Origin of the sequence: Kitasatospora sp. NPDC008050 (assembly GCF_042957465.1) — a bacterium.
Taxonomy (GTDB): Bacteria; Actinomycetota; Actinomycetes; order Streptomycetales; family Streptomycetaceae; genus Kitasatospora.
On record NZ_JBIBIJ010000026.1, the window covers coordinates 1 to 17,845 of the forward strand.

Consider the following 17,845-nt stretch of genomic DNA (forward strand, 5'->3'; position numbering starts at 1 on the left):
CCCCGATCATCGCCCTCGACGCCCGCCGCCGCGACAGCGCCAAGAGCGCCCTGATCACCCTCGTCGAACACGCCCTGCTCGCCAGACTCCGCTGACCTGGGCCCCGGTCCGGCGCACCCGCCGGTGAACCGGGGCAGTCGGGGACCCCGTGGACCGGGGTCCCCCGCGCCGCGTCACCCGCGCTCCGGCTCCCGGTGGCCCAGCTCCCGGTGTTCCGGCTCCAGGCCGGACTTGAGCAGGATGTAGGTGTAGGCGTCCTCCAGCGCGTGCCAGGAGGCGTCGATCACGTTGTCCGCGACGCCCACGGTGGACCAGGTGGCGGTGCCGTCCGCCGACTCCACCAGCACCCGGGTGCGCGAGCCGGTGCCGTGCCGGCCTTCCAGGATCCGGACCTTGTAGTCCACCAGCTCCAGCTTGGCCAGCTGCGGGTAGATCCGCTCCAGCGCGGTGCGCAGGGCCTTGTCCAGCGCGTCGACCGGGCCGTTGCCCTCGCCGGTGGCCACGATCCGCTCGCCCTTGGCCCAGAGCTTCACGGTGGCCTCGTTGCCCGTGCCGCCCTCGTGCCGCTGCTCGCTGATGGTGCGCCAGGACTCCAGGGCGAAGAAGCGCGCGCGGCTGCCGTGCACCTCGTCGCGGAGCAGCAGCTCGAAGGAGGCGTCGGCGGCCTCGTAGGTGTAGCCGAGGTTCTCCTGCTCCTTGACCTTGGCGACCACCCGGCCCACCAGCTCGCGGTCGGCGGACAGGTCGTAGCCCAGCTCCCGGCCCTTGAGCTCCACCGAGGCCCGCCCGGCCATGTCCGAGACCAGCATCCGCATGGTGTTGCCGACGCGTTCGGGGTCGATGTGCTGGTACAGGTTCGGGTCGACCTTGATCGCGGAGGCGTGCAGACCGCCCTTGTGCGCGAAGGCGGAGACACCCACATAGGGCTGGTGGGTGCCGGGCGTCAGGTTGACCACCTCGGCGATGGCGTGCGAGATCCGGGTCATCTCGGCCAGCTTGCCGAGCGGCAGCACCGGGCGCCCGTACTTGATCTCCAGCGCGCCGACCACCGGGAACAGGTTGGCGTTGCCGACCCGCTCGCCGTAGCCGTTGGCCGTGCACTGGACGTGAGTAGCCCCCGCGTCCACCGCGGCCAGCGTGTTGGCCACCGCGCAGCCGGTGTCGTCCTGTGCGTGGATGCCGAGCCGGGCGCCGGTCGCGGCCAGCACCTCGGCGACGATCTCGCGGACGCCGCCGGGCAGCGTCCCGCCGTTGGTGTCGCAGAGCACCACCACGTCGGCGCCCGCCTCGTGCGCGGTGCGGACCACGGCGAGGGCGTAGTCGCGGTTGGCCCGGTAGCCGTCGAAGAAGTGCTCGCAGTCGAGGAAGACCCGCCGCCCGCGCGAACGCAGGTGCGCGACGCTGTCCCGGATCATCGCCAGGTTCTCGTCCAGCGTGGTGCGCAGGGCCAGCTCGACATGGCGGTCGTGCGCCTTGCCGACCAGGGTGATCACCGGGGCGCCGGAGTCGAGCAGCCCCGCCAGCTGCGGATCCGTCGCCGCGTCGCCGCCGGCCCGGCGGGTGGCCCCGAAGGCCACCAACTGCGCGTGCTTGAGATCCAGTTCGGTGGCGGCCCGGGCGAAGAACTCGGTGTCCCGGGGATTGGCGCCCGGCCAGCCGCCCTCGATGAACCCGACGCCGAAGTCGTCCAGGTGCCGTGCAATGGTCAGCTTGTCGGCCACCGTGAGGTTGATGCCCTCGCGCTGCGCGCCGTCGCGCAGGGTGGTGTCGAAGACGTGGAAGCTGTCGTCGGGGTGACGCGTACTGCCGTCGGTCATGGCCCTGGTTTCTCCGTTCGGGGAGATGTCTCTGCTTGTCTGCCGGTCTTCCGTCCCCGGCTCCACTGTCCACCATCCCGCGCGCCACCCGGGTTCCGCGCCCGCCTGGTGGGCGGGGGCCGGTGTGCCGGGTCCTGGCCGGTCGGCGTGGGGTGGGCCGGACCGGGCAAAACAAAAGACCCCTCGCGGGTGCGAGAGGTCTGCGCGCGGGTCTTGTGACACGGTGGTCGTCCCGCGGGGATCACTGCGGAACGGTCACTGCGGACCGGCGCGCCTGCTGCTAATCATGAGCGCGAGCGAGGACACGCTGGCAGTCTGGCACAGGATCCGCAGGGCGGGCGGGACGTCTCGCGATCCGGGACGCGTGTGTCAGAACAGCCGATTTGCCCTCATCGCTCGGGGTCGCAGCTCGACGAGCGGAACACTTCGCGTGGTACCGACCCGGGTGTCCCAGCTCCGTGGAACACCCGGGCGAGGTGGCTCAGGCGATCGGGTGCATCCAGTTGTGGGTGTCCTTGACGGTGCCGCCCTGGAGGGCCAGCAGGGTCTCGCGCAGGCGCATGGTGACCGGGCCGGGCTCGCCCTTGCCCACGGTCCAGTCGGCGCGCGCGGACTTGACCGAGCCGACCGGGGTGATCACGGCGGCGGTGCCGCAGGCGAAGACCTCGGTCAGGGTGCCGTCGGCGTTGCCCTGCTTCCACTCGTCGGTGGAGATCTTGCGCTCCTCGGTGGCGTAGCCGAGGTCGCCGGCGATGGTGAGCAGCGAGTCGCGGGTGATGCCGGGCAGCAGTGCGCCGGACAGGGCCGGGGTGACGATCCGGGCGTCCTCGCCCTCCCCGAAGACGAAGTAGAGGTTCATGCCCCCCATCTCCTCGATCCACTTGTGCTCGGCGGCGTCCAGCCAGACCACCTGGTCGCAGCCCTGCGCCGCGGCCTGGGCCTGGGCGACCAGCGAAGCCGCGTAGTTGCCCGCGCACTTGGCGGCGCCGGTGCCGCCGGGAGCCGCCCGGACGTACTCCTCGGAGAGCCAGACCGAGACCGGCTTCACGCCGCCGGGGAAGTAGGCGCCGGCCGGGGAGGCGATCACGATGAAGAGGTACTCGTTGGCCGGCCGGACCCCCAGGCCCGCCTCGGCCGCGAACATGAACGGGCGCAGGTACAGGCTCTGCTCGGCCTCGGTGGGCACCCAGTCGCGGTCCTGCTGGACGAGCAGCTCACAGGCCTTGACGAAGGCGTCGGCAGGCAGTTCGGGCATCGCGAGACGGCGGGCCGAGGCCTGGAAGCGGGCCGCGTTGGCCTCCGGCCGGAAGCTCGCGATCGAGCCGTCGGGCTGGCGGTAGGCCTTGAGGCCCTCGAAGATGGCCTGCCCGTAGTGCAGGGTCATGTTCGCCGGGTCCATCTCCAGCGGCGCGTACGGGGTGAGCTGGGCGTCGTGCCAGCCGCGGCCCTCGGTCCAGCGAATGGTGACCATGTGGTCGGTGAAGATCCGGCCGAAGCCGGGGTTCGCCAGCCGGGCCTCGCGCTCCGCCGCGGGCAGCGGGTGAGCGGAAGGCTTGAGCTCGAACGTGATGGGCGCCTGGGTGGGCGTGGTCATGGCTTCTGTCCTTCACCGTGTGGTTGGTCAGGGCCGTGACCGCCTCGGGCGGTGGGTCGGGGGAACCCGGGTACGCCGAAGGCACGGCCCACTGTTGATACTCGCATCTAAGGGGCCGTGCCGAACAGCTGTGGGGTTGTAGCGCCCCGGGGGCGCCTTGCTCCGCCTCTCAGCCGGCCCGTCAGCCGGATACTCGGCCGGCGAGCGCGTCGCCGACCTCGGTGGTGGTCCGGGTGGCGCTGCCGCGCCCGGCCAGGTCGGCGGCGACGGCCGCCTCGACCTTGGCCGCCTCGGCGCTGAAGCCGAGGTGGTCGAGGAGCATGGCGACCGACAGCACGGTGGCGGTCGGGTCGGCCTTGCCCTGGCCCGCGATGTCCGGGGCGGAGCCGTGCACCGGCTCGAACATCGAGGGGAAGGCGCCGGAGGGGTTGATGTTGCCGCTCGCGGCCAGGCCGATGCCACCGGTGACGGCGGCGGCCAGGTCGGTCAGGATGTCGCCGAACAGGTTGTCGGTGACGATCACATCGAACCGCTCGGGCTGGGTGACGAAGAAGATGGTCGCCGCGTCCACGTGCAGGTAGTCGGTGCCGACCTCGGGGAACTCCTGGCCGACCTGCTGGAAGATCCGGGTCCACAGGTGACCGGCGTGCACCAGCACGTTGTTCTTGTGGACCAGGGTCAGCTTCTTGCGCGGGCGGGCGGCGGCCCGGCGGTACGCGTCGCGGACCACGCGCTCGATGCCGAAGGCGGTGTTGAGGCTGACCTCGGTGGCCACCTCCTGCTCGGTGCCGGTGCGCAGCGAGCCGCCGTTGCCGACGTAGGGGCCCTCGGTGCCCTCGCGGACGACCACGAAGTCGATCTCCGGGCTACCGGCCAGCGGCGAGGCGACACCCGGGAAGAGCTTGCCCGGGCGCAGGTTGATGTGGTGGTCGAAGGCGAACCGCAGCTTGAGCAGCAGCCCGCGCTCCAGCACCCCGGACGGGACGGAGGGGTCGCCGATCGCGCCGAGCAGGATCGCGTCGTGCGTCTTCAGCTCCGCGAGCACCTCGTCCGGCAGGGTCTCACCGGAGGCGTGGTAGCGGCGGGCACCGAGGTCGTACTCGGTGGTCTCCAGCTTGACGTCGTCGGGGAGGGCGGCGGCAAGCACCTTGAGGCCCTCGGCCACCACTTCCTGGCCGATACCGTCACCGGGGATCACTGCGAGACGAAGGCTGCGAGACATGGTGGGAACGGTACTCCCCTGTCTTGGGGAGTGACATCCGGCGTCCAGAATGCGGACGGACCTCAGGGGGAGCTGAGCTCGATCCGGACGGGGAAGGGGACGGGAAGATCGAGGACGTCCCGCATGATCGTGGCGGCGCCGTAGGCCTCGGTGGCCGGGTCCAGCTCATACGCATAGACCACGGGCTTGCCCGCCATGCTCTCGATCCTCCAGTAGAACGGGATACCGGCGGCGGCGTACTTGTTGTGTTTCACGTACCGGTCACGCTCCTCCGATTCAGCGGAGACCACCTCAACTGCGAGCAGAACGTCCTCTGCGCGAAATGAGGTCTGCGTGGGACTGGTCCGCGCCTCAGCCTTGACCACGACCAGGTCAGGCTCCGGGCGGTTCTTGGGTCCAAGGACCACGGTGATCTCCCGCCAGACCTCCCAGCTCTTCGGAACCGCCGCCAGCAGGCCGTTCTCCAGCAACCGCATGACCCAGATATGAAAAATGGTCTGTGGGCTCACGAAAACCAGATTCCCGTCGATCAGCTCCGTGTGCGGAGGCAGCTCGGGGAGCCGGTCCAGATCTTCCGCTGTCCAACCACCGACGGGCGGAACCAGCCAGTCCGGGAACGGTTCGACGCTCATGATTACTCCCATGCGGAGACTCTGGCGGTCCACTTCAGGCTACCCGGCGGTTCCTGAGGAGGAATCACCCGAAGGTGTCCGCCGCGCCGCGCTGGGCTCCGCCGCCCTGGCGGTGGGCGCGTATCTGGTGGCGCTGGCGGCCCGGCGGGTCTATCCGTTCGGGGCCGGGCCACGGGCGGGGACGGTGCTCGCCGAGCAGGTGATCCCGCTGCACGCGCACCTGTGGGACCTGCTGCACGGGCACGGCGGCGGGGACCTGCTGATCAACTGGAACAGCGGGTACGGGGTGCCGTTCCTGCCCGACCTGGTGACCGACCTGCTGAACCCCTTCTCGCTGCTGGTCGTGCTCGTCCCGCGCGACCAGGTGGGACTGGCCGTCTTCCTCGGCACGCTGCTGAGCATCGGCCTGGGCACCGCGCTGATGACCGTCTTCCTGGGGCGGCTGCACCCGGGGCCGCCGTGGCTGCGGGCGCTGGTGGCCACCGGGTACGGGCTCTGCGGCTGGGTGCTGGTGGAGGGGATCGGGCAGCCCGCCTGGCTCTGGGGCCTGGTCTCGCTGCCGCTGGTCGGCCTGGCCTTCGACCGCTGCCTGCGGCGCACCGGCTGGCCACTGGGCGCGGCTGCCGTCGCGCTGGCCTGGGTCGGCGACTTCTACACCGCCGCGACGGCCACGCTCGGGGCCGCGCTGGTGCTGGTGCTGCGCCTGCTGCTGGAGCGGCGACCGGCGGGCGAGCGGCTGCGCTCGCTGGGGCGGGCGCTGGCGATGACGGCGGTCGGGGTCGCGGCGGCGGCGCCGGTGCTCTGGGTGACCTTCGAGGCCGGACGGAACGCGGTGCCTGCCGCCGTGCTGCACCCGGGCACGCCGGGGATCACCGACTACCTGGCCCGGCTGCTGCCCGGCGGGCTCGCCGGGAGCGCGCTGCCCGATGTCTTCGCCGGCGTGCTGGGCCTGCTGCTGGTGGCCGCGCTGCCGTTCAACCGCGCGGTGCCGGTGCGCGAGCGGCTGGCCTGGCCGGCGGCGCTGGCGCTGGTCGCGGCCTCGTTCGTCTGGCGGCCCAGCCAGTTGCTCTGGCACGTGGCGACCGCGCCACAGGGCGATCCGTACCGGTCGACCTTCGTACTGGCCGGGCTGCTGACCATGGCGGCGTGGGTCTGCCTGGCGCACCGGCCCGATCCGCTCGCGCTCGGCGGCGGGGTGGCGCTGCTCGCCGTACTGGCCGGGCTGACCTGGGCCCGGCAGTCGGCCGGGGCGCTCGGCTGGGTGCTGCCGGCCGCCGGAGTCCCGGTGCTGGTGGGGGCGCTCCGGGTACTGGCGCCCGCCGGCCCGGGCCCGGATGAGACGGCCGGGCCACCGCCACGGGTGCTGCGGCGCGCCGCGGCGGTGGTGCTGAGCTGCGCCGTCTTCGCCGGAGCGAGCGCGGCGGCCTACGCGGCGCTGGGGCCGCGCGACCGTGATCCGGACGACGCGACGGCGGCGACCACGGCGGCGGCACCCGCGCCGGTCCCGGTGCTGGTGCCGGTACCAGCACCCGACCTGGTGGCCGAACAGACCGCGGCGGCACGGCGGTTGCTGCAGGGTGCCGAGGACTGGCCGGCCGCCCGCGCCGACCCCGGGCCACAGGCGCTCACCGGCAACGACCCGATGCTGCTGGGCGGCCAGGGCGGCGGCTACCGCAGCGACTACCTGCCACTGGCCACCGCGCAGACGCTGCACGGGCTGGGCGCCGGCTGGCTGCTGCAGGGGCGTCAGACGCTCAGCGCCGCCGACCCGGTCGGGCAGGCGCTCCTCGCGGTGGGCAGCACGCTCCAGCCCGACCTGACGGTGCGCCGGGCCCCGGCGGCGCCGCTGGTCACCGTGCGGCCGCCCGGGGCGCCGGACCCGCCGAGCGGCGCCTCGGTCTGGGCCCGCCAGCAGGCGCTGCTCGGCGCGACGGTCTACCAGGTCCCCGCGCTGGTGCCGGGCGCCGGGCCGGCCCCGACCGACCACGGGCGCAGTGGGTGGTCGCTGCCCAGCACACCGGCGGGCGAGGCCGGCACCGAACTCACCGCCGCCTGCTCGCCCGGACGCCTGGCCTATCTCTACGCGCCTTATCTGAACGGCCGGTTGAGCCGGCCGGGCGGCGCACTGACGGTGCGCGGGGAGCAGAACGCGACGGCGCTGCCGATCCTGCCGCTCGGCCCGGTGCCGCCGGACGGTGTGGTCCGGGTGACGGTGCGGGTCGAGCTGGCCACCCAGGTGCCGGCCAGCCCGTTCGGCTGCCTGGATCCGGCGGCGCTGAACCAGGCGGTGCAGGCGCTGCGCGCGGGTGGGGCCCGCTCGGTGCGGGCCGGCGGGCACACCATCGGTGCCGAGCTGCCGCCGGGCAGCACCGGCAGCGCGGTGCTCGCGGTGCCCGCGGTGCCGGGGTGGCGCTGCGGGGTGGACGGCGGGCCGACGGCCCCCGCGGGGTCGGTGCAGGGGCTGCTCGCCGTGCCGCTGGGGGCGGGCGCGAGCCGGGTCGACTGCACCTTCGAACAGCCGGGGCTGGCGCCGGGGCTGTGGGTCTCGGCCGCGGCGGTGGGCGGGTGGCTGCTGGTGACGGTGGGGAGCCGGTGGCGCCGCCGCGACCGGACGGCGGCGCCCGGACCTGTCCGACAGGCCCGATCGGAGCTCAGCCCGCCGGCAGGCTGAGCAGTTGGGCCCGGTGCCCGTCGGTGTTGAGGTGGTGCACCAGGAGCAGGCGGGCCGGGTCGGGCGTCGCCCGGCGCACCTCCAGCACGGTGCCGGGGGCCTCGGGCTGGGCGATGGCGCTCGATCCGCCCAGGCCGGAGCGGATGTCCAGGGCCGGGTGCAGCGGATCGAACTCCAGCCGGGGCCGGCCGTCGGTGAGCCCGATGGCGGAGAGCGCGTGCGCCGGGTCGGGCGTGCCGCCCACCGAACCGGTCCAGATGGCGTAGCGGATCCGGCCGCCGGCGGGCGAGAACCTGGGCAGCGCGGACATCCGGATCGGCAGGACGACGGTGTCGCTGTCCAGCAGATCGGTGTCGGTATCCCCCCACCGCGCGTTGAGCGGCTGGACGTCGAGCTGCGCTCCGCTGCGGGCGTCGAGCAGCCGGGCCACCAGGACGTCGCTGCCCGGCAGCCGGTCGGCCACCACGAGCGCGTCCGGCACGCCGTCGCCGTCGGTGTCGAGCGCGGCGCGCACCGCCGTGGCGGCCACCGGGGTGACGGCCGGGGCCCAGCCGGTGGCCGCCAGGTAGAGCCTGGCGTCGGCGGCCGGCACGGTGGGCGCGTCACTGGCCGCGCCCACCGCCCGCAGGTCGGCCGAGCGGTCCGGATCCTGGGCCGCGCAGGGGGCGCCGTCCTGGCTGTGCTCGGGGTGCTCGATGCCGCCGGGCGCCACCGCCCGGCCGCCGGGGGCGGGCGCGGGAGTGGGAGTGGGGGCGGGAGTGGGAGTGGGGGGCGCGCAGTCGGGCCACCGGCCGCCCTCACCGCCGAGCTCGAAGGCGCTGATCAGCGAGGACGGCCCCGCGCTGGTCAGGGCGGGGGTGCCGGTGATGGCGAGCCTGGTCACCACCGGGCCGACCAGACCCTCCTGCCCCGGCTGCCCCGCCTGCCCCGCCTGGGCCCCGGGGCGCACCGCCGGCGTGGTGGCGCCGACGGCCGTCGCGGTCAGCTCGGAGGCGGCGCGCGGGGCGGCGAACAGCGGCACCCGCAGCTCGGGCGGACCGGCCGCCGCCGGGGTGAGCAGCAGGCGCCCGGAGAGCTCGCCGCGGAAGCTGCGAGCCCGCCCGGCCTGGGTGCGGGCGAGGGTGGGATCGGGTGCCCGGTCGACCGGCCCCGGGGCGCTCAGCGTGACGTGCACCAGGGCGCTCTCCCCTGGCGCCACCGTCAGCTGGTCCGGCGTCAGGTCGAAGTGGGCACCGGGCAGTTCGGTGGCCGCCTGGTAGCCGGTGCGATAGGTCACCGGCGCGCCGGACAGGTTGTGCACCGCGATCGCACGGGTGACGGTGAGCGGCCCGGTCACCGGGACCGGGCCGAAGGAGAGGCCGACCTGACCGGCGTCCTCGGCCGCGTAGGCGACGGCGGGGGTGGCGACGGCCAGGTCGACGCGCACCCGCCCGGCCCCGGCCCGCTCGGGGCCGAGCAGGGCCCCGGTGCGGCCGTTGCCCGCCCGCAGGTCGGTGGCGGTGTTCATCAACGCGGCCTTGACCTCGGTGACGCTCCAGTCGGGGTGGGCGGCGCGGACCAGCGCGGCGGTCCCGGTGATGTGCGGGGCGGCCATCGAGGTGCCGTCCTCGCGGGTGCCCCAGCCGCCGGTGCCGGCCTTGGCGGACCAGATGGTCTCGCCGGGCGCCGCCAGGTCGGGTTTGACCACGCCCGGCTCGCCGATGCCGCGCGAGCTGAAGTCGGTGAGCGTGTCGACCCGTTCGGGCCAGTCCTGGCCGACCGCACCGTGCAGCGGGTTGCCCGCGGTGGCGAGCTTGACGGTCAGCGCGGACGACTGACCGGACGACTGACCGGAGGACTGGCCCGACGACTGGCCCGACGACTGCTCGACGGCCTGGCGCAGCCGGTCGCCGTCCGCCTTGGCGAGCAGCGCGGCCGGGATCCGTTCGTCGCCCCCGATCTCGTCCAGCCTGCCGCCGGCCGTCGGGTCGGCGGCCCCCGTCCCGGCCAGCAGCACACCGACGGCCCCGGCGTCGGCGGCGTGGTCGGCGCGCGGGGTGGAGCCGCAGGCCCGGTCGCTGTCGCTCCGGGCCCAGTCGAGCAGCGCGATCCGGCCGCGCAGCCGGGCCGCATCGGCCGGGGCGAAGGCGGCGCAGCCGTCCGGGTCGGCGGCGGGCCGCACCACCTCGGCGGTCACCTCGGCGCTGCTCCAGCCGCTGTAGCGGGCGCTCCAGTGGGCGGGCAGCACGCCGGCCAGCGCGGCGGGGGCGAGCACCCGCACCCCGTCCGCGTCGCCGTGGCCGTCGACCGAGGCGGCCACCGCGATGGCCCGGGTGGCCACCCCCGGGCTGCCGCCGATGCCGTAGACGTCGCCGTCGTTGCCGGCCGAGGCGACCACCACGGTGCCGGCCTCGGCGAGCCGGTCGGCGGCCAGCGCGTCGGCGTCGCCCGGGTCGCCGAAGCCGCTGCCGAGCGAGAGGTTGACCACGTCCAGGTGGTCGCCGAGGTCGCCGTTCTGGTCCGGGTCGGCGGCCAGGTCGAGGGCGTGCGCGAGCTGGTCGGTGGAGCCCTGGCAGCCGAAGACCTTGATCGCGTAGAGGGTGGCGCCGGGCGCGGCGCCGGGGCCGACCCGGAAGGCGGCCGGGTCCAGGCCCGGGCGGTACGGGCCGCGGTAGGTCCGCCCCTGGGCGTCGACGCCGTAGCCGGCCGCGGTGCCGGCCACATGGGTGCCGTGACCGTTGCGGGCGCAGTCCAGCGGGTTGGGATCGGGGTGCGGGACCGGCTGGTAGTCGGCGGCGCTCGGATCGGGGTCGTAGTCGTCGCCGACCAGATCCCGGCCGCCGGTCACCTTGGCGTTGGGGAAGAGCCCGGCGGGCGCGGGCCTGGCGGGATCGACCGCGCGGTAGGCGGCCTCCGTACCGGGGCCGCCGAAGTCGGCGTGGGTGTAGTCGATCCCGCTGTCGATGATGCCGATCCGCACCCCCTGGCCGGTGTTGCCGGGCACCCCGGCCCAGAGCGCCGGTGCGCCGGTGAGCGGGACGGAGTGCGCGTTGGAGCGCTGCTTGGGCGCGATCGGGTGCGCCGCGCGCACGCCGGGCAGCGAGCGCAGCGCCGCGAGCCGGGCCGCGGGGGCGTTGACGGCCAGGCCCGTGAAGAGGGTGTGGGTGCGGTAGAGCACCCGGACGTCCGGCCCGAGCCTCTGCTGCAGGCGGGTCAGGGCCGCCTCGGCGCGCTGCCGGGCGGCCCGGCCCGCCTCGGCGGCCGACTGGCGGGCCTGGGCCGCCGAGCGCTGCTCGCGCCGGGCGCCCTCGGCCGCCCGGCGCCAGGCGGGGGCGACGGGCTCGGCGTCCAGTTCGAGCAGCACCGAGCGCCGGCCGGCGCCCGCGGCCCGGCCCTGCTCGGCCGCCAGGCCGGCGGGCGGCACGGCGGCGAGCACCAGCGGCCCGGCCAGCAGGGCCAGCGCCAGCAGCAGCCCGGGGAGCCGGCGGCGCGCCGCGCGGTGCCGGGGGCCGTGCCGGTGCTGCGCACCGTGCTGGCCGTGCTGGCCGTGGCGACGGTTACGGGGAGCGGAGGATCGGGGGCCGGACGGTCCAGGGCGAAGTGGTCGGATACGCACCACCTCAGGATCTCGGCTGCCCGCGGCCCCGTCCCGGATACTGACGCCGCGTCAGGCGAATGGCCCAACGCGCCGTCGAGGCCGGCCGGGACCGGTCGCTCAGTGCCCGGTGGCGCCGCCGTTGTCGCGGCGGTCGAGCGAGCGCTGCAGCGCGGCGGCGGCCTGCCCGGCGCCCTGGCCGAAGCCGGCCGGGGCGTGCGGGTCGAGACGGCGACGCCGACGGCGCGGCCGGCCCGGGGCGTCCAGGGCGGCGGCGACGCGGGCGGTGATGCCGAGGGGGGCGGCGGTGTGACGGTGGCTGACCTGCTCTGCGGTGGAGGGCATACCGGGCTCCTTGGTCCAGAAGACGCCATGCGGCGCCGGAAGCGGGAGGAGGGGGGTACGCCTGGCGGGGATCGCCCGCCGCGCTGCGTACGGCGCATCCGGGCCGCGCGCGCCGGGCGGCTTGGTGGGGCCCTGGCGGGGGTACCGGATGGTCATTTCACGGTACGCCGACCCCGGGCCGCTGTCTGCACGACTAGTTGGATTTCCTACTATCTGAGACGACTCTCACCCGGCGAGCCCAATGCCCCTCTGACCTGGCCGAAAACGCGCGCAGCCCCGGACCGCCGAGCGGTCCGGGACTGCGCAACTGACGGCTCGTCGGCCGGGTGGATCAGCCCAGGTCGACCCCGCGGGCGAACTTGGCGCCCACCTCGCTGGCGATCTCGGCCAGCACCTCCTGCGGGATCTCGGAGTCGACGGTGATCGAGGCCAGCGCGTCCTTGGTCTCGCCGTCCCGGGCCACCTGCATGCCGGCGATGTTGATGCCCGCGTCGCCGAGGATCCGGCCCAGGGTGCCGACCACGCCGGGGCGGTCCTCGTACTTGAAGAAGGCCATGTGGTCGGTGAGCGCCACGTCCACCTCGAAGGCGTCCACGCCGACGATCTTCTGCTGCTGCTTGGGGCCGGACAGCGTACCCGAGATGGCGATCTCGGCGCCATCGGCCAGGGTGCCGCGCACGGTGATCACGTTACGGTGCTCGGCGCTCTCGCTGCTGGTGGTCAGGCGTACCTCGACACCGCGCTCCTGGGCGAACAGCGGGGCGTTGACGTAGGACACCGTCTCGGCCACGACGTCCTCGAAGACGCCCTTGAGCGCGGAGAGTTCGAGCACCTTGACGTCGTGCTGGGTGATCTCGCCGCGCACCTCGACGTCGAGCCGCACCGCCACCTCGCCGGCCAGCGCGGTGAAGATCCGGCCGAGCTTCTCGGCCAGCGGCAGGCCGGGGCGCACGTCCTCGGCGATCACGCCACCCTGGACGTTGACCGCGTCCGGGACCAGCTCGCCGGCCAGCGCCAGGCGCACCGACTTGGCGACCGCGATGCCGGCCTTCTCCTGCGCCTCGTCGGTGGAGGCGCCCAGGTGCGGGGTGGCCACCACGTTGTCGAAGGTGAAGAGCGGGGAGTCGGTGCACGGCTCCTTGGCGTAGACGTCGAGGCCGGCGCCGGCCACCCGGCCCTCCTTGAGGGCGGCGGCGAGCGCGGCCTCGTCCACGATGCCGCCGCGGGCGGCGTTGACGATCCGCACGCTCGGCTTGACCTTGTGCAGCGCGTCGTCGCCGATCAGGCCGATCGTCTCGGGCGTCTTGGGCAGGTGGACGGTGATGAAGTCGGAGACCTCCAGCAGCTCGTCCAGCGAGAGCAGCTTGACGCCCATCTGGGCCGCGCGGGCGGCCTGGATGTAGGGGTCGTAGGCGACGATCTTCATGCCGAAGGCCGACATCCGCTGGGCGACCAGCACGCCGATCCGGCCCAGACCCACCACGCCGAGGGTCTTCTCGGACAGCTCGACGCCGGTGTACTTGTTGCGCTTCCACTCACCGGCCTTGAGCGCGGAGTTGGCGGGCGCGATGTTGCGGGCCACCGAGATGAGCAGCCCGCAGGCGAGCTCGGCGGCGGTGACGATGTTGGAGGTCGGCGCGTTGACGACCATCACGCCGGCCTTGGTGGCGGCGGCGACGTCGACGTTGTCCAGGCCGACACCGGCCCGGGCGACCACCTTCAGCTTCTTCGCCACGGCCAGCGCCTCGGCGTCGATCCGGGTGGCCGAGCGGATCAGGATGGCGTCCACGTCCGCGATGGCGGTCAGGAGTTCGGTGCGGTCGGCTCCGTCGCAGTGGCGGATCTCGAAGTCCGGTCCCAGGGCGTCGACGGTGGCGGGCGACAGCTCTTCGGCGATCAGTACGACGGCGCTCTGAGAGGTCACGGCCTTGGATGTCACAGTGCTCACGACAGTTGGTCCTTACTGTCCGGTACTCCCCCGCTCCACGGGCACGTGGGTGGCGTGGCCGGCGCAGCGCTCCGGCGGGCGTGGGGATGGTGGCATGCCGCGTAGGTAGACGCACGACGCTGTGGGCCTGACGCGCACTCGGAAGTGTATCGGCGGGCAAGGGCTTTGCCTGTGCCCGTGCGGCGAAATCACCCGCACGGGACCGACGCCGTGTACATGGTCGTAGACGGGCGGAGATGGGCGGAACAGACGGGCGGAGATCGGCGGAACACGCCGGCGGAGACGGGCGGAGCAGGCGGGCGCAGCAACAGCAGGAGCGGGCCCGTCGACCGCCGGTCCGGACCCGCCCCACCGCTCACCGACCGGCCGGTCAGGCCTCCTTGACCCAGCTCATCAGCTTGCGCAGCTCCTTGCCGGTGGTCTCCAGCAGGTGCTCGGAGTCCGCGGTCTTGTACTCGTTGTACTTGGGCAGGCCCGCCTTGTACTCGGCGATCCAGGTGTTGGCGAAGGTGCCGTCCTGGATCTCGGTCAGGACCTTCTTCATCTCGGCCTTGGTGTCGGCGGTGATGATCCGCGGGCCGGTGACGTAGTCGCCCCACTCGGCGGTCTCGGAGACCGACCAGCGCATCTTCTCCAGGCCGCCCTCGTACATCAGGTCGACGATCAGCTTCAGCTCGTGCAGGCACTCGAAGTAGGCGATCTCCGGCTGGTAGCCGGCCTCGACCAGGGTCTCGAAACCGGCCTTGACCAGGGCGGCGGTGCCACCGCACAGGACCGCCTGCTCGCCGAACAGGTCGGTCTCGGTCTCCTCGGTGAAGGTGGTCTTGATGACGCCGGCCTTGGTGCCGCCGATGCCCTTGGCGTAGGACAGCGCCAGCGCGAAGGCGCCGCCGGTGGAGTCCTGCTCGACGGCCACGATGCACGGCACGCCGCGGCCCTCGACGTACTGGCGGCGGACCAGGTGGCCCGGGCCCTTCGGGGCGACCATGCAGACGTCGACGTCGGCCGGGGGCTTGATGAAGCCGAAGCGGATGTTCAGGCCGTGGCCGAAGAAGAGGGCGTCGCCCGCCTTCAGGTTCGGCTCGATGGCCTCCTTGTAGACGTCGGCCTGGATCGGGTCCGGCACCAGGATCATGATGACGTCGGCCTCGGCGGCGGCCTCGGACGGAGTGACCACGCGCAGGCCCTCCTCCTCGGCGGCGGCACGGGACTTGGAGCCCTCCAGCAGGCCGACCCGGACGTCGACACCCGAGTCGCGCAGCGACAGCGCGTGGGCGTGGCCCTGGCTGCCGTAGCCGATGACCGCGACCTTGCGGCCCTGGATGATGGACAGGTCGGCGTCGTCTTCGTAGAACAGCTCGGCCACGGTGGGACTTCTCCTTGGTTGGTCACGTCGGTGCTCTGGCTACCGTACGCGCAGGTGACAGGGGTTCAGGGGATCGCGCTCAGCTGCTGAGACAGCGGGGAGACGCGGTTCGGTCAGGCGCTGCGGTCGAGCGCGCGCAGCGAGCGGTCGGTGATCGACCGGGCACCGCGCCCGATCGCCACCAGGCCCGACTGCACGAGCTCCTTGATGCCGTACGGTTCCAGCATTCGCAGCATCGCCTCCAGCTTGTCCGAGCTGCCGGTGGCCTCGATGGTGACGGCGTCCGGCGACACGTCCACGGTCTTGGCGCGGAAGAGCTGCACGATCTCGACGACCTGGGACCGGGTCTCGTTGTCGGCCCGGACCTTGACCAGGACCAGTTCCCGCTGGATCGCAGCGGACTGGTCGAGCTCGACGATCTTTATCACGTTGACCAGCTTGTTGAGCTGCTTGGTGACCTGCTCCAGGGGCAGGTCCTCGACGTTGACCACGATGGTCATCCGGGAGATGTCCGGGTGCTCGGTCGGGCCGACGGCGAGGGAGTCGATGTTGAAGCCCCGACGGGAGAACAGGGCGGCGACGCGGGCCAGCGCGCCGGGCTTGTTCTCGACCAGGACGGAGAGGGTGTGCTTGGACATGGTCTCTGATTCCTAGTTCGAGGTTCAGTCGAGGTCGTCGCCGAAGTCGGGGCGCACGCCCCGGGCGAACAGGATCTCGTCGTTGCTGGTGCCGGCGGCCACCATCGGCCAGACCATGGCGTCCTGGTGGACGATGAAGTCGATCACCACCGGGCGGTCGTTGATCTCCATCGCCTGCTTGATCACCGCATCCAGGTCCTCGGGGCGCTCGCAGCGCAGGCCCACGCAGCCCATCGCCTCGGAGAGCAGCACGAAGTCGGGGATCCGGGTGCCCTGCGGCGGCGGGGCGACCCCGTCGTGCTCCGGGCCGGCGTGCAGCACGGTGTTGGAGTAGCGCTGGTTGTAGAAGAGCGTCTGCCACTGGCGGACCATGCCCAGCGAACCGTTGTTGATGACCGCGACCTTGATCGGGATGTTGTTCAGCGCACAGGTGGCCAGCTCCTGATTGGTCATCTGGAAACAGCCGTCGCCGTCGATCGCCCAGACCGCGGCCTCCGGGCGGCCCGCCTTGGCACCCATCGCGGCCGGGACCGCGTAGCCCATGGTGCCCGCGCCACCGGAGTTGAGCCAGCTGGCCGGCTTCTCGTAGTTGATGAACTGCGAGGCCCACATCTGGTGCTGGCCGACACCGGCCGCGTAGATCGCCTCCGGGCCGACCAACTGCCCGATCCGCTCGATCACCTGCTGCGGCGACAGCTCGCCCGCGGGGGCGGGCTCGTAGCCCAGCGGGTAGGTCTTCTTCCACTCGTTGAGCTTGACCCACCAGTCGCCGTAGTCGCCCTTGCGCCCGGCCTCGTGCTCGGCCTGGACGGCGACGATCAGGTCGGCCAGCACCTCCCGGGCGTCGCCCACGATCGGCACGTCGGCCGGGCGGTTCTTGCCGATCTCGGCCGGGTCGATGTCGGCGTGCACCACCTTGGCGTACGGCGCGAAGCTGTCCAGCCTGCCGGTGACCCGGTCGTCGAACCGGGCGCCCAGGGTGAAGAGCAGGTCGGCCTTCTGCAGCGCGGTGACCGCGGGGACGCTGCCGTGCATGCCGGGCATGCCCAGGTGCTGCGGGTGGCTGTCGGGGAAGGCGCCCAGCGCCATCAGCGTGGTGACCACCGGGGCGCCGGTCAGCTCGGCCAGGATCCGCAGCTCGGTGGTGGCGTTCGCCTTGAGCACGCCGCCGCCCACGTAGAGCACCGGCTTGCGGGCGGCGACCAGCAGCTTGGCGGCCTCGCGGATCTGCTTGGCGTGCGGCTTGGTGACCGGGCGGTAGCCCGGCAGCGAGAGCTCGACCGGCCAGCGGAAGGTGGTGGTGGCCTGCAGCGCGTCCTTGGCGATGTCCACCAGCACCGGGCCCGGGCGGCCGGTGGCGGCGATGTGGAAGGCCTCGGCGATCACCTGCGGGATCTCGGCCGGGTCGGTGACCAGGAAGTTGTGCTTGGTGATCGGCATCGTGATGCCGCAGATGTCCGCCTCCTGGAAGGCATCGGTGCCGATCGCCTTGGAGGCGACCTGGCCGGTGATCGCGACCATCGGGACCGAGTCCATGTAGGCGTCGGCGATCGGGGTGACCAGGTTGGTGGCGCCCGGCCCCGAGGTCGCCATGCAGACGCCCACCTTGCCGGTGGCCTGTGCGTATCCGGTGGCCGCGTGGCCGGCGCCCTGCTCGTGGCGGACCAGGATGTGCCGGACCTTGACCGAGTCCATCAGCGGGTCGTACGCCGGCAGGATCGCGCCGCCCGGGATGCCGAAGACGGTTTCCGCGCCGACCGCCTCGAGCGAGCGGATGAGCGACTGCGCGCCGGTCATGGTCTCGACCACAGCGGGAGCCTCGTGGGACGGGCCGCCCTGCTGGTCCCCTCGGCGGGGGGATGCCGTGTGCTCAGTCATCTGCCTGTCTCTTCTCGGGGTTCGGCCGGACCGAGCGGGCTCCGCCGGAGCGCTACGCTGCTCCGCCGGCGAGGGTCCGGTAGCCGGGTGCCAGTCCGTTTCGTCCGGTATTCGGGGCGGCGAACGGGCGGTACATCGGTGTTCAAACAGTGCGAGTGCA

At 73.3% G+C, this 17,845-nt stretch carries 11 protein-coding genes and 1 pseudogene; 2 read left to right on the forward strand and 10 right to left on the reverse strand.

Translation table 11 applies throughout. The annotated features are described in order from the left end of the window. Positions 1-95 (forward strand): annotated as a pseudogene (locus tag ACFZB9_RS33590) (ATP-binding protein); the annotation flags it as partial. A 78-nt stretch (positions 96-173) separates the two neighbouring features. Here ACFZB9_RS33590 and cimA read toward each other — a convergent pair. From cimA to ACFZB9_RS33610, 4 genes are all read right to left on the reverse strand, one after another. Then, positions 174-1,817: a citramalate synthase gene (cimA, locus tag ACFZB9_RS33595; protein WP_391453551.1), complete on the reverse strand. Its 1,644-nt coding sequence runs from the start codon at positions 1,815-1,817 to the stop codon at positions 174-176. A gap of 481 nt (positions 1,818-2,298) precedes the next feature. Then, positions 2,299-3,411 (reverse strand): branched-chain amino acid aminotransferase, encoded by a 1,113-nt coding sequence (locus ACFZB9_RS33600; RefSeq protein ID WP_391453552.1) that lies wholly within the window; start codon positions 3,409-3,411, stop codon positions 2,299-2,301. 181 nt (positions 3,412-3,592) lie between these two features. After that, complete coding sequence (locus tag ACFZB9_RS33605; RefSeq protein ID WP_391453554.1) at positions 3,593-4,633, reverse strand: 3-isopropylmalate dehydrogenase; 1,041 nt, start codon at positions 4,631-4,633, stop codon at positions 3,593-3,595. A 62-nt stretch (positions 4,634-4,695) separates the two neighbouring features. Beyond that, complete coding sequence (locus ACFZB9_RS33610; protein WP_391453556.1) at positions 4,696-5,265, reverse strand: Uma2 family endonuclease; 570 nt, start codon at positions 5,263-5,265, stop codon at positions 4,696-4,698. Positions 5,266-5,275: 10 nt separating this feature from the next. On the opposite strand from ACFZB9_RS33610, the gene ACFZB9_RS33615 reads away from it, so the two are divergent. Continuing rightward, complete coding sequence (locus tag ACFZB9_RS33615; protein WP_391453558.1) at positions 5,276-7,936, forward strand: YfhO family protein; 2,661 nt, start codon at positions 5,276-5,278, stop codon at positions 7,934-7,936. Here ACFZB9_RS33615 and ACFZB9_RS33620 read toward each other — a convergent pair. From ACFZB9_RS33620 to ACFZB9_RS33645, 6 genes are all read right to left on the reverse strand, one after another. Continuing rightward, entirely contained in the window at positions 7,917-11,531 is a 3,615-nt protein-coding gene (locus ACFZB9_RS33620) for a S8 family serine peptidase (RefSeq protein ID WP_391453559.1), read from the reverse strand. The two genes, ACFZB9_RS33615 and ACFZB9_RS33620, sit on opposite strands and share 20 nt — an antisense overlap. A 99-nt stretch (positions 11,532-11,630) precedes the next feature. Then, positions 11,631-11,855 carry a hypothetical protein gene (locus tag ACFZB9_RS33625; protein WP_391453561.1) on the reverse strand — a complete coding sequence of 75 codons (225 nt, stop codon included), beginning with the start codon at positions 11,853-11,855 and terminating at the stop codon, positions 11,631-11,633. 331 nt (positions 11,856-12,186) lie between these two features. Further along, the gene (serA, locus tag ACFZB9_RS33630) at positions 12,187-13,779 is read right to left on the reverse strand and encodes a phosphoglycerate dehydrogenase (protein WP_391453663.1); all 1,593 of its coding nucleotides are present in this window, start codon (positions 13,777-13,779) and stop codon (positions 12,187-12,189) included. 394 nt (positions 13,780-14,173) lie between these two features. Continuing rightward, positions 14,174-15,169: a ketol-acid reductoisomerase gene (ilvC, locus tag ACFZB9_RS33635; RefSeq protein WP_391453562.1), complete on the reverse strand. Its 996-nt coding sequence runs from the start codon at positions 15,167-15,169 to the stop codon at positions 14,174-14,176. Between the two features lie 113 nt (positions 15,170-15,282). Beyond that, positions 15,283-15,807, reverse strand: a complete 525-nt coding sequence (ilvN, locus tag ACFZB9_RS33640; RefSeq protein WP_184935429.1) for an acetolactate synthase small subunit — start codon at positions 15,805-15,807, stop codon at positions 15,283-15,285. A 24-nt stretch (positions 15,808-15,831) separates the two neighbouring features. Continuing rightward, entirely contained in the window at positions 15,832-17,685 is a 1,854-nt protein-coding gene (locus ACFZB9_RS33645; RefSeq protein WP_391453564.1) for an acetolactate synthase large subunit, read from the reverse strand. Positions 17,686-17,845 lie beyond the last annotated feature (160 nt).

What these genes read in the sequence shown, in the direction of transcription:
- cimA (WP_391453551.1), bottom strand. Translation starts at nt 1,817, where the DNA reads ATGACCGACGGCAGTACGCGTCACCCCGACGACAGCTTCCACGTCTTC.
- ACFZB9_RS33605 (WP_391453554.1), bottom strand. Translation starts at nt 4,633, where the DNA reads ATGTCTCGCAGCCTTCGTCTCGCAGTGATCCCCGGTGACGGTATCGGC.
- ACFZB9_RS33600 (WP_391453552.1), bottom strand. Translation starts at nt 3,411, where the DNA reads ATGACCACGCCCACCCAGGCGCCCATCACGTTCGAGCTCAAGCCTTCC.
- ACFZB9_RS33625 (WP_391453561.1), bottom strand. Translation starts at nt 11,855, where the DNA reads ATGCCCTCCACCGCAGAGCAGGTCAGCCACCGTCACACCGCCGCCCCC.
- ACFZB9_RS33645 (WP_391453564.1), bottom strand. Translation starts at nt 17,685, where the DNA reads ATGACTGAGCACACGGCATCCCCCCGCCGAGGGGACCAGCAGGGCGGC.
- ACFZB9_RS33615 (WP_391453558.1), top strand. Translation starts at nt 5,276, where the DNA reads ATGCGGAGACTCTGGCGGTCCACTTCAGGCTACCCGGCGGTTCCTGAG.
- ilvN (WP_184935429.1), bottom strand. Translation starts at nt 15,807, where the DNA reads ATGTCCAAGCACACCCTCTCCGTCCTGGTCGAGAACAAGCCCGGCGCG.
- ACFZB9_RS33610 (WP_391453556.1), bottom strand. Translation starts at nt 5,265, where the DNA reads ATGAGCGTCGAACCGTTCCCGGACTGGCTGGTTCCGCCCGTCGGTGGT.